Source organism: Psychromonas sp. MB-3u-54 (assembly GCF_002836415.1).
Classification (GTDB): domain Bacteria; phylum Pseudomonadota; class Gammaproteobacteria; order Enterobacterales; family Psychromonadaceae; genus Psychromonas.
In genome coordinates, this window is the sequence record NZ_PJBP01000185.1 from 58,815 (window position 1) to 70,505 (window position 11,691).

Below are 11,691 nucleotides of genomic sequence, written 5' to 3' on the forward strand. Positions count from 1 at the left end.
GGGTATGATTAAAATTTAACTTAGTAATAAGGACTTTTTCCCGCTTTGCCAAAAACTTCCTCTGAAAATTTTGCTGTCGCCAAATTTGCATTAATAATTGTTTGTCTGGGTTCCATTATTGGACCTCTGGGAATGGCCTCTGTAAACATCGCTATTCCAGATTTAGCCGCTGATTTACAAGCCAATGCCAAGATGGTTTCGTGGCTACCCACACTGTTTATATTAAGCAGTGTGATATTTATGCTGCCTGCTAGCAAGTTGGCAGACAACTACGGAAGAAAGCGGATCTATGCCTATGGTCTGGCCTTAAATGCCTTTTCCTCTGTTATGTGTGGATTTGGCAACAGTATCGAATGGGTGCTGTTTTGGCGATTTGTACAAGGTGCTGCGGCGGCGATGATTTTTGGTCCGGGTGTGGCAATTATTACCTCGGTTACGCCTTCCCATAAACGAGGAGCGGCTCTTGGCATAGCTTCTGCATGTGTTTATGTTGGATTAACCATTGCACCAGCAGTAGGTGGTTGGCTAACTGAATTATGGGGCTGGCGTTCGGTATTTTTATTTCAGGTACCGATCGTAATCGCACTTTTATTGTTGATTAAAATGCGCTTGTCAGGTGAATGGAAGAATGATGAAAAAACCAAATATGACTGGTGGGGTACATTTATTTTTGCTGTGTTTGCGTCCTCGTTAGTATATGGGTTAAGCATCGTACCGAACAGTTTAGGGCTGGTGATGCTTGGACTCTCGGCTATCAGTTTGGCACTTTTTATTTTACATCAGAGTCGCAGTCGCCGGCCGCTTATCCGTGTACAAATGTTCCGCGAAAATCGGGTTTTTTCCATGTCATTAACCACATCATTGTTGATGTATGCCAGTAATTTTCCGCTGATATTTTTAATGAGTTTATATTTGCAATATGTCAAAGGCCTCAGTCCTTCACATGCTGGGCAGGTTATATTGGTTCAGGCATTGTCGATGGCGATAATGGCACCATTGTCTGGCAGGCTGGCCGATAGATTTCAGCCTCGGGTGGTGGCGACCCTTGGTTGTGTGATTGTTGCTTGCGGGCTGTTGGTGTTGAGCAGCATGAATACCCAAACCAGTGTGGCTTATATTACCAGTTCGTTTCTATTGATTGGGATCGGCTTTGGTTTGTTTTCTACTCCCAATAATAACGCCATCATGGGCTCAGCTAAGAGTCATGAGGTGGGTGCAGCTTCAGCATCGATGAATCTTGCGCGAACCATAGGCAATCTTTTCGGAATGAGCCTGGTGAATCTTATGGTACATTTCTATCTGGGTAATGCTCAGTTTACACCCGAGCAGAACCCTGCACTTATAAAAACAGTTGAGATGGCATTAAATATGTCTCTGGCATTTGTTGTCGTCGCCTGCGTAATATCGGTTTTACGTGGCAAATCGAGATCTGAATAAGACTTCACTATTTTTGATCTACTGATGGCTTACTGTGCTTGACATCCTCCCCGCCTTAAAAGGCGGGGATTCCTACTGCTAGCGTTTGATGTCCCAAACGGAGAATATTCTTTGCTGCATTAATATCTCTATCATGCACTGTGCCACACTCGGCACAAGACCATTCTCTTATTCCAAGACCTGTTCTACCTTTCGGACTGTTAGCGGTTATTTCACCGCAACACGAACACATCTGAGTAGTGTACTTTTCGTTAACTTCAACAAACTCAACTAGCATCCCTTTGGATTTATAATCTAGTTGGGTTTTTAGCATGTGCCACCCCGCATCTAAAACAGATTTAGCCATTTTAGTTTTTGCTAAAGCAGAACTGCTTACGTTTCCGATAACAATTAAACCGTTATTTCTCACCAGCTCTGTAGAGAACTTGTGCATTGCATCATTACGCTGATTTTTAATCTTGGCATGAATACTTTTTACCTGTTTTTTCTTATTCGCTCTTTGCGCTTTACCTAACTTGCTTTCTGAATTTCTATAAAATGCCTTTCTTGCCAATTGAGTACCATCGGAGCAAGTAGCCGTTGTCTTTAGTCCTAAATCAATACCTATTTCGCCTATACCTATTGATTTAACCTGAGGTACTTCAACCACAATATTGAAGTACCAGCGACCACGGCTATCTTCACTAAAACTACCCGATTTAAAGTTATATTTACTTAACCCGTAGCTATCCCACACATTAATAAAGAAACCCCCAAATTTAACCTGTCCGTTAATCCACTTGATCCCTGTTGATTTAAAAGGCACAAAACCAAGTGAACGTCTTGCGCCACCAGAAGCGCGCCATTTTAATTTATCTTTCTTAAACTGTTTTCTTGCTTTTGCATGAACAGCAATAATTTCTTGAACGGTTACGGCGGGGATAATGAAACCGCGCGCTTTTTTAATACCTTTTAACCATTTTTGAAGATCAAACGCCGATATATTATTTCTAATATAGCCAACTTCAGGTATAGGAATATAACACCATTCGCTAGTTTCAGCGTTTGCTGCGTTCCATACTTGATTTGTTTCAAACGCCATTCGGTTAAGGATCGCTTTGTGTTTATCCTTAACTCTGACTTTTAACGTTTTAATTACATTGGCCTGTTCTCTCATAAGTGCTACTTTAGAACAGGAAAAGAATATAATCAAGGGTTGGTCTATGGCGAATAAAGAACTGGATTTAAGAAAAGGTAGGCACTGTGTTTTTATGCTTCATTGCCACTTGATATTTATTACTAAATATAGAGGAAAAATACTTACTAATGATGCACTTGAATATATTGAAAGTATTATGAAAGGTATTGCAACTGGATTTGAAGTAGAAGTCGCAGAGTTCAACGGAGAAAGTGATCATATTCACTTATTGATCAATTACCCACCAAAAGTATGCCTGTCGAAATTGATCAACTCTCTAAAAGGAGTTTCTAGCCGGAAAGTTAGGCAAAAGTTCCCTGACATTAGGTATCATTGGTCTAATAAAAAATCAGGTGCTTTATGGAGTCCATCTTACTTTGCTGGCTCAGTCGGCGGCGCACCTTTGGAAATTTTAAAGCAATATATTGAACAGCAAGATAGACCGCATTAAAAGAAATTACGCTTATATCCCCTACCTGAAGGAAGGGGCTTTACGCGCTACTCGGTAAAAATGTGCGCTGTTGCGACAAAATATTTGTCGTATTATCTCACTTGGTTTAGAGAAAGTAACTCAAACCTTGATTATCAGCAAATTTCACAATCCACATATGGGTGACAACACATAAATGGAACAGAGCCATTAAAATAGATTAAGTGAAAAATCTAACTGTTAGATCAAGAAGTAATACGACGAATGGTTAGAGCACTCTTCCCCAAGACCACCACAATGTTAGCAAGAATAGTATGGCGGACACCAAACTCGCAATAACATGCCATTTCAAAGATAATGTAGCCTCTCCAAACTTTCCTTTAGGGTATTGATATAGGCTAGCAGGTAATGTAAAGCGCCATAAATAACCTGCAAAGCTAAATACAGCAAGTAAAAGTACACTTATAAATGAAGGTGCACTACTTTGACCCGATTTAACTTCCAAAATAAAGCCAAAAAACTCCAATGACCTTAAAACAAACCCAACCCAAAATATATATAAACAAACTGTGCCTATTAACCAATAAAGCATGTTTTTTGCCTGTGGAATGCGTATTGGGAAAATATTTTTATTTTCAGCGTGATTATCATTTTTCATATAAAAAAACCGGGCCAAAGCCCGGCACCTTATTGTTATTTAATTTCTTTACTTTGTACCGGTATGGCAAGAGATATTGCCCTGACACTTTTCACAATATTGTTTACCTGTGTGGTATTCTCGCTGACAACGAAGTCATAAACCTTAGGCGCTGAACCGGGTACTAAATCGGAACCACTCTGACGATCACCGGTGACAGAATCAACACCATTAACGTCAAGCGCAAAATTATCATCTTTAGCACCGCCATCATCGCATACTGTAATGATCTAATACCACCGGACACGACTAAGGGCTTCAGTTAATATGCCTCATATAAGTAGAAACAACATGTCTGACCCTCTGTAAAGTTAGTTACTGGATAAGGATGTTTATAAGCAAACGGAAAATGATCTGTTTAACAATACTACGGATAAAAAATCCGACACCAACCCCCTATTTGCAAAGGCTCCCGCCCATTGAGGCGTAAACGTAGCGTAAAACGACTTAATAACATCGAAATATTAGACTAAAAGAGAGTAGTTACGGAGGCTAATATTGATTGAAACACTGTCATCTTTAACAAAATATAAATCGCTTTATAGTGGATACAGTAATTTTTATACGTTTGATATATGTCGACGACTACTTCGTAGATAGCTTTTAAAATAACGCTACAGATTGGTTCGTCGCCAGTCACTTATTTTCAAGCTCTACATCAACCTGGATAGTACCATTCTACCATTCAGCTCGATTTTATTGATCAGGCACTTCGATTTCACTCTCTTTTGTGAGAATTTTAGCGTGAGCTATTAACGCTCACTGACGGGAAAAATCGAGCATGTGGATTTTCACCCGCTGAGGCGCTTAGGGGCACAAAGCGCCTTAGTTTTTTGTTCTTTAATATCAATTTGAACAACCTATATTATCTGATATGCCAGTTTTTTGGTTGGGGAATACGCGGCAATATTAATATTTAATTGATTAGAGTATGATGTTTGTTTTAACGTGATGATTTAAAAGAATATAAAGTATGGGTGTCCAACCTTTTTTTGTGGCTTTTTTTAGAATCTATAAAACAATAAACTATTTATTAAAGAATGGGATTACGAATGATCATCGGATTGCAAGTCAGGCATTTTAAAGCATACAAAAATATCAAATATATTCCTATTGGTCATGAACATAACTTTGTTGCTTATTCTGGTGAGAATGGAGCAGGTAAAAGCTCTATTCTTGAAGCCCTAGACACTTTTTTGAATAACAAAAATTGGCTTATCACAAAAAATGCAAACGCATCAGACTCGTATATTTGTCCTCTGTTTTTGATACCAAAAGATAAAGTTTCTCGACTAACTAGTTATTTTGAAACTATTAGTAATTACTTTTGGGGGTTGGAACAAAAAGATAAAAAAGACCATTTTTTCGAAGTTAGAGATAAGTTGATTAAAAGCCATAAAGAATCCTATTATCTAGTTTTTGTTGGTGAATCTATTGATCACAAAATCGTGATTCCATTTGGTGAATCAATTCAAAAAAGTTTATTAAAAGAATTAGAACCTAATTTTTCAGAAAAGAATTTTTTAAAAGAATTAAAAAACCTCTATTCTTATGTATATATCCCTGTCGAAATAAATTCAGAAGACTTCACAAAAATTGAAACTGTAGAAATGCAAAAAATATTCAATAAAGAAGTTGTAAATGAAATAAAACAATCTCTAAGACCTAAAGATATAGATAACATCAATACCCGACTTGATTTATTTGTGAGTGAGTTAGAAGGTAAAATGGAAGGTGAATATTATTATGATACAGGTGATACAGGTACTAAAAAATTAACACAAACTTCCTTAGTGGATACGATCCTAGAAATGTACTTCAAGAAAAGAGTATTAATGAAAGGTAATAGAGAGGAAGTTAAATTATCTAAGAAAATGAGTGAGCTAAGTGCAGGAGAGAAAAGAGAATCTTTAATAAATTTGGTATATGTTTTTTTAAAAGAAGAAAAAGAAAGAAATAAAATAATTATTATTGGGATTGATGAGCCTGAAAACTCACTTCATACCGCTATTTGTTATGAGCAATTTGAAAAATTAAAAAAAGTCTCAAAAGTTGCACAAGTTTTATTGACGACTCATTGGTATGGATTCTTACCGATTGTTGATAAAGGACTAGTTCACTTTATAAAAACAGAAATAAAAGAAAAAGATTCTGGTTCTGATGAAAGAATAGTTTTTGATCAAACTGTTGATTTATATAGATACCCGTATCAAACAAAAAAATTACCTAAAGATTTTTCTTTAAAAAGTACCAATGATTTAGTCCAATCAATTTTCCATTCATTAACCACTAATGATCCGTATAACTGGCTGATTTGTGAAGGTTCAAGTGACCAAATATATTTAGAGTATTTTTTAAAAGATTTAAAAAGTGAGTTGAATTTACAAATAATTCCTGTTGGTGGTGTCGAGTTAGTTAAAAAATTTTATAAGTATTTATCTTTACCCATAACTGAAATTACAGGGCTGAAAGATTGCGGTAGAATCTTCTGCTTAACTGATACAGATGCAAATTTGCGAAAGAACGGTGTAGATCAGTTTAAAGAGTTAAAGTCACACATAATACTAAAACGCCTTTCATCTGGTGCGGATAATGTTACTGAATTAATTAAGTTTGAATTAGAAGAAAAACAAGAGCCAATTGATATAGAGAAATCCTTAAACCCTCAAGTTTTCGCAGAAACACTAATACAATTAAAAGCAAATCCTAAATATTTAGTAGGTGAGGATCAAATCCAAAATGTGAAGGGAAATACAACAATTAGTAATTTAAGGAATTGGGATTTAGAGAAATTTTTCTTAGATGAAGGAGTTAAAGATGATTTTGCTGCTAAATACATTCAGGTTATGATAAACCAATTTGATGATACATATATCCCTACTTGGGTTGCAGAGATAAGAAAATACTTTTTAAAATAACTAACCAAATGCCATGTGCGACTGGATCTACCATAAAGGAAATAGCTGGACACCCATCTAATTGACTAAATATCAATCTGATTTTTTATTTTATTCGGTTAGAAAAATGGGGAGCATGGTTCGTTTCTTAATGGATGTCCGAAATTTTTTTATGATTTAAAAGAATATAAAGTATGGATGTACTGTATTTCTCTTCCTGTATTTATACAGTATAATAGTTAAGATGTGAGTGGAAACAAAAAAGGCTACCGTTTAGGTAGCCTTGAGCATAATAATCTGTAATTCAGATTTTATGTTTAATCACAATTTTTTAGGTACAGTCCTCAGGCTAACTTCAAACCAACCTTTTAATGAAATTTCATTTTTAGATGCTTGTTTTGTTTTTGCTTCTGTTTGTTCAGAAACAAATATATATTCAAATTCATTGATGTTTTTAAACTCTTTGGACCAATTTTCATAATTATTAGATCCCCCTTTGCGAACAACGGCATCGTATAAATCATTCTTATTCATATCTGGACTACAATTCTTGTTTCCTGAGGCATAGGCTTTCTTTGTCCTTAAATTAACCATTACAATCATTTCAAACATAAAACATCCTAACTATAAAAATACTAAAACTATATATAACACATAACAATGGTGGTATTACAGATACCAAAAATAAACATAATTTATCTATAATATTTTTTGTTTTTAAATGAAGCTGCACGGAATACTGGTTATATTCAATAACCGTTATTCCTCAGAAAAATAACCTTTAAAATCGAATATTAATAACTGACGTTACGCACCACATTATTATAAATCAATAAGTTAGTACTTTTAGACATTGCTGTAAGCCCTATTCTATCTTGGGGCTGCGTAACATCAGTTAATAAGTATTAAGAAGTTTTCTTCTACTGATTGAGCTACTTAAAAAGTCGCCATGGTGTGCAGGAACAATAATTTCTATTTATAGCTGTTCACACTGTGAACAAAGGGACTGAGGGTCACAAAGGGACTGCAAAGGGACTGAGGGTCAAGTCTTTCATTTTGCAGTTTTTTAATAATTAGTCTCTATTCTAAGGCGGAAAGGGGCACAAAGCGCCCTAGAAAAATTCACAGCCATACACAAAGAGGCTACCATCTGGTAGCCTCTAAAATGCATTTAGGGGGGGTTATGGTAAATAAAAAAACGAGAAAATTTATTATATTGCCTGCAATCAAAAGTTATCTTTCATCTTTAACTACAAAGAATTGACCTTGACCAATGTAACGGTATTCACCTGTGTTCGCCCAGTTTTCCACATTATTTTGCCAAGTTTCACAACTGCCGACAAATAGTTTCATATCCATGTCCATAGCCCAGAATTTGTAATTATCACTTGGCTCAAGCTCTTGCAGTCTCTTATCTAACGCAGTTAGATGTTTATTAATGGGATCACATTCACCTAGACGATACTTAGCAGTCCAGATGAAGCGTACACGTTCTCTGTCATTACCTGACATATCTAAGCTAGATAGCATTGACATAGTTGGTGATGCACATGCGGTGGTTATTACTATCAGTAAAACTATAATAATGTATTTCATGGTTATCTCTTTGATTAACTCAACAACCACCTACTAAAGTAAGTGGGTTAGGGTTGATGGACTGAAGTCCGGATACGGGTCAAAGACCCGTTTTTTTAGTGCTCAGTTCTAAAATTATCATCGACTTTTGGCTCAAAATGATGGGCTAAATACTCTTTAATCATTTCTTCGGTAACATCTCCAGATGTGACACAAAAATATCCTCTAGACCAAAAATGACGTCCCCAGTATCGCTTTTTTAAGTCGGGGAAACTTTCAAAGAGTTTAGATGATGATCTCCCCTTCACCCTTCTCATTATTTCACTTGGTGCCATATTAGGAGGGGCTGAAACCAAAAGATGAACATGATCTTTGCTAATAACTCCTTTTAAAATCTCAATTTCAAAAGAATTACATGTTTGTCTGATTAATTCTCTGAGCTTCAATCCAACATCACCCTTTAAAACTTGATACCTATATTTAGTCACAAAAACAAAATGATACTGAATCTTAAAAACCGTATTGCTACCATATCGATAATCCATCCCCATCTCCCTTAACCGAATACCTATTAAGATATTATAGCTAAAGCTGACCGGCTAAAGCCGATGGTTTTAACCTTTTCAGGAGACTAATAAAAAATAATATCTTTTGAGACTTATTGATGATTGTATCGGCACTTGATAACGTATCCATTAATTTTATTCAACTGTTGGTTTTGGTAATATTAATGTTGCATTCTTCGTGGCTTCAATAAAAAAAGATGCTGAATTAAAAATCCGTTGGTAAATATAATCATAATTAGGATTTTCCGGAGTTAGATATCGTAAATCACTATCTACTTCGACACCCTCATCAAAATATCTGATATCTTCACTAATTGTGTTTGTATCTAGTTGCGTAAAATAAGTAATTTGTTTATTTCCATCTACTGAATCAAAAGTTAGGTATTGATTTAAGTCAGTATCTCTACTGCACATCAAACTCCCAATAGGACCACCCATAAGACCACAATTTTTAAAAGTACCTTCAGGAATAGTAAAATATGCTTTTTGCACATTAAACGTCAGTGTAGAAGATTGAAGCTCTATCAAATTATTGCAATCATTACGCTTAAATTTATAAATAAATTGGCCAGCACCAGTACTTTCTTTTGAATACTCGTTCATATCAGAGCAATGACTAGAAAAAGTCGATTCACTATCACTAGAAGATCCGCATCCTGAAAGAATAAAAACAGCAGAACTTACAAATATGGTTAAAAAAAATTTCATTGCTTTGAAGCCTTTATATTAATAACTAATTTTCTATTACAACCAATTTTTATTGGCTTAATTTTATATTAAACATGTTAATCCATTGTTTTTATGGAGAAATTTAAAAACAATAGTGTAAGGCTACACCTCAATACCTTTTTTATCAATAAATTGTATTTTTAATAAAATGTGATGTAAATAAACATGCACGAAATACCTATTATGGTAAGTCGCGACTTTTTCTTACATAAATAACGGTTTCATTATCAGATTTAAAAAAAGCACTTAAAACCAAGAGTCAATTAATATATATAACCTTAAAAATAGCAGGTTGAAATTTTGTTTTAATGACTGTTTTTAGAGGATAAAAATGCTTTTCCCATTTGGTGTTTTTTTCAAGCTCAAATAGCTAAATGAACCAGTTTCTTTTTTGTAGTGGGTAAGTGATTTTGGTCCAAATTTTATAAGTTGCTAACTCGCTTGGGGCGAAAGCGCCTTAGCGAAATATTTCAAGCAGTGCACGAATATTCAAACCGACTTTACTGTAAGGAACATTTATTTTGATCACTACAGGGAGAAATTAGTACGTAAATGGAATCATCTCAACAGATAAATAGTGCAAAAGTTCTAAGTCGCTTTTATGCCCCAAAACCTTGAAAATAGATTTTATAAGAGAACATAACAGGATAAATGCTGTTGGCTATAGTTAAACCTCCCGTGTTTAGCGCGTTATACAACAAGGGTTACAGCATTTATCAATTTACGAAGATCCCATATTCACATCTAAAATAAGCACAAATAACGCCACAAAAAGACTGTAAATGGATAAGAGGAGTACCACCAGTTGCGATTGCCGAGACTAAAAGCTAAGTTGGATTAATTTGTCGGTTGTTGGAAAGCTTGGGATCTCATTGCGCACAGAGTCTGCAGGTGAAGTACCGGATATGGACAGAAGATAGTTACTAAAGGGGGAATTTACTGATCGGTAGAAAAAAAATCCCTGCATAAGCAAGGAGTTAAAGTATGGTGCCCGAGGCCGGATTTGAACCGGCACTTCTTTCGAAAACGGATTTTGAATCCCCAAAACACAGTTACGTCCATTAGTTTAGAACAGCTATCTCATTGTTTCAATTAAACTTGGTGTTTTTTGGTTGCCTTGGGTTTAGGCAGGTTTACGCCAAAAAATAAAACTATCAATAATAGATTTGGATTTTCACACACTTTAACGTCAGTATCATATTAGAGTTGGCATCCTCACTAGATTGCTCGCTTCACGGAATAAGTGGGCTTGAAGAGTTTATGAAAATCGCACACTGCTCTCGAAATGAATTAAAGCTCATCTAACAGCGTATATTACAATATCTTTAATTTTCACAGTCTAAGACGCTTCGGAGTACAAAGGCTTAGGAATTTTCACCATTTATCTGTTGAGATCAGCTCATTTATTTACGCTCGCTTTCTCCCAATAGACCGTAAATACATCGGTGCTCTAGATATAGCCTCCAAGCGAGCTAGGGAATAAATTGCTAACACATTTGGTTATTTTGGCTTGGAAAAATCACCAAATTGGGAAAGCGTTTTTACGCTCAAAAAATCTTCATTAAAAACAAAATTGTTAACCTACTATCTTAAGATTAATCTCTATTAATTGACTATTTATTTTAAATAGTTTGTATCGATTTAATAATGAAACCGTCATTTACATAAGCAAAAAGAACTAGTTACCATAAATGATATTTTGTAAACGCTTCTGTTAGTGAAGGTTATTTTGAAATTTTAACATATAATAAAATGAACACCTGATTTTACCAATAGGAGTTATGGCAACTTCAGTTATACTGTCTGAAGAGATAGAAAAACGATTGAGTTTTTTAGCGTCTAAAACAGGTAGAACTAAAGCATTTTAGAAAAACAGAAGAGATGGAAAGTCCAATAGAATTAGGAAAGTCATTAAAATACTTTAACTGGTATAGAGTTAGTGTAGAAGGTGTGAATTTTTAAATATCCTGTCCCTTTTAGGCTTTCCTAACACACTGTTTAAATGTAAGAAGGTTAAATAAATGAGTAAGGACGCAGAATACGACAGTAAACTTCATAATAGGAAACGTTATCTAGCAGAGCTTACTATTGCCAACAAGAAGCTTGCTTTTCAAAACAATGAGAAGGATAAGCGGGCAGCAGAGCTGGCCATTGCCAATAAAGAGCTTGCCTTTCAAAACGAA

9 protein-coding genes are annotated in these 11,691 nt (G+C 35.2%); 3 read left to right on the forward strand and 6 right to left on the reverse strand.

Annotation, left to right across the window (positions count from 1 at the left end; all coding sequences use genetic code 11):
* The first annotated feature begins 45 nt into the window (after nucleotides 1-45).
* The gene (locus CXF72_RS18850) at nucleotides 46-1,437 is read left to right on the forward strand and encodes an MFS transporter (protein WP_101041328.1); all 1,392 of its coding nucleotides are present in this window, start codon (nucleotides 46-48) and stop codon (nucleotides 1,435-1,437) included.
* 55 nt (nucleotides 1,438-1,492) lie between these two features.
* Here CXF72_RS18850 and CXF72_RS18855 read toward each other — a convergent pair whose 3' ends face one another.
* A complete protein-coding gene (locus CXF72_RS18855; protein WP_101041329.1) occupies nucleotides 1,493-2,593 on the reverse strand; it encodes an RNA-guided endonuclease InsQ/TnpB family protein in 1,101 nt (366 codons plus the stop codon).
* A gap of 46 nt (nucleotides 2,594-2,639) precedes the next feature.
* Between CXF72_RS18855 and tnpA (CXF72_RS18860) the strand changes: the two genes are divergently transcribed.
* Entirely contained in the window at nucleotides 2,640-3,065 is a 426-nt protein-coding gene (tnpA, locus tag CXF72_RS18860; RefSeq protein WP_101041330.1) for an IS200/IS605 family transposase, read from the forward strand.
* A gap of 247 nt (nucleotides 3,066-3,312) precedes the next feature.
* Here tnpA (CXF72_RS18860) and CXF72_RS18865 read toward each other — a convergent pair whose 3' ends face one another.
* On the reverse strand, nucleotides 3,313-3,702 hold the full coding sequence (locus tag CXF72_RS18865) for a hypothetical protein (RefSeq protein ID WP_101041331.1): 390 nt from the start codon (nucleotides 3,700-3,702) through the stop codon (nucleotides 3,313-3,315).
* A gap of 1,091 nt (nucleotides 3,703-4,793) precedes the next feature.
* On the opposite strand from CXF72_RS18865, the gene CXF72_RS18870 reads away from it, so the two are divergent.
* Nucleotides 4,794-6,659, forward strand: a complete 1,866-nt coding sequence (locus tag CXF72_RS18870; RefSeq protein WP_157823298.1) for an ATP-dependent nuclease — start codon at nucleotides 4,794-4,796, stop codon at nucleotides 6,657-6,659.
* A 300-nt stretch (nucleotides 6,660-6,959) separates the two neighbouring features.
* Here CXF72_RS18870 and CXF72_RS18875 read toward each other — a convergent pair whose 3' ends face one another.
* The 4 genes from CXF72_RS18875 to CXF72_RS18890 form a co-directional block, all read right to left on the reverse strand.
* Entirely contained in the window at nucleotides 6,960-7,250 is a 291-nt protein-coding gene (locus CXF72_RS18875; RefSeq protein WP_101041333.1) for a hypothetical protein, read from the reverse strand.
* 621 nt (nucleotides 7,251-7,871) lie between these two features.
* A complete protein-coding gene (locus CXF72_RS18880) occupies nucleotides 7,872-8,234 on the reverse strand; it encodes a hypothetical protein (protein WP_101041334.1) in 363 nt (120 codons plus the stop codon).
* A gap of 95 nt (nucleotides 8,235-8,329) precedes the next feature.
* Nucleotides 8,330-8,758: an IS200/IS605 family transposase gene (gene tnpA / locus CXF72_RS18885; RefSeq protein ID WP_101041335.1), complete on the reverse strand. Its 429-nt coding sequence runs from the start codon at nucleotides 8,756-8,758 to the stop codon at nucleotides 8,330-8,332.
* Between the two features lie 156 nt (nucleotides 8,759-8,914).
* Complete coding sequence (locus CXF72_RS18890; protein ID WP_101041336.1) at nucleotides 8,915-9,487, reverse strand: hypothetical protein; 573 nt, start codon at nucleotides 9,485-9,487, stop codon at nucleotides 8,915-8,917.
* Nucleotides 9,488-11,691 lie beyond the last annotated feature (2,204 nt).

Coding starts and splice junctions, on each gene's coding strand:
- tnpA (WP_101041330.1), top strand. CDS start 2,640: ATGGCGAATAAAGAACTGGATTTAAGAAAAGGTAGGCACTGTGTTTTT.
- CXF72_RS18875 (WP_101041333.1), bottom strand. CDS start 7,250: ATGTTTGAAATGATTGTAATGGTTAATTTAAGGACAAAGAAAGCCTAT.
- CXF72_RS18870 (WP_157823298.1), top strand. CDS start 4,794: ATGATCATCGGATTGCAAGTCAGGCATTTTAAAGCATACAAAAATATC.
- CXF72_RS18890 (WP_101041336.1), bottom strand. CDS start 9,487: ATGAAATTTTTTTTAACCATATTTGTAAGTTCTGCTGTTTTTATTCTT.
- tnpA (WP_101041335.1), bottom strand. CDS start 8,758: ATGGATTATCGATATGGTAGCAATACGGTTTTTAAGATTCAGTATCAT.
- CXF72_RS18880 (WP_101041334.1), bottom strand. CDS start 8,234: ATGAAATACATTATTATAGTTTTACTGATAGTAATAACCACCGCATGT.
- CXF72_RS18855 (WP_101041329.1), bottom strand. CDS start 2,593: ATGAGAGAACAGGCCAATGTAATTAAAACGTTAAAAGTCAGAGTTAAG.
- CXF72_RS18865 (WP_101041331.1), bottom strand. CDS start 3,702: ATGAAAAATGATAATCACGCTGAAAATAAAAATATTTTCCCAATACGC.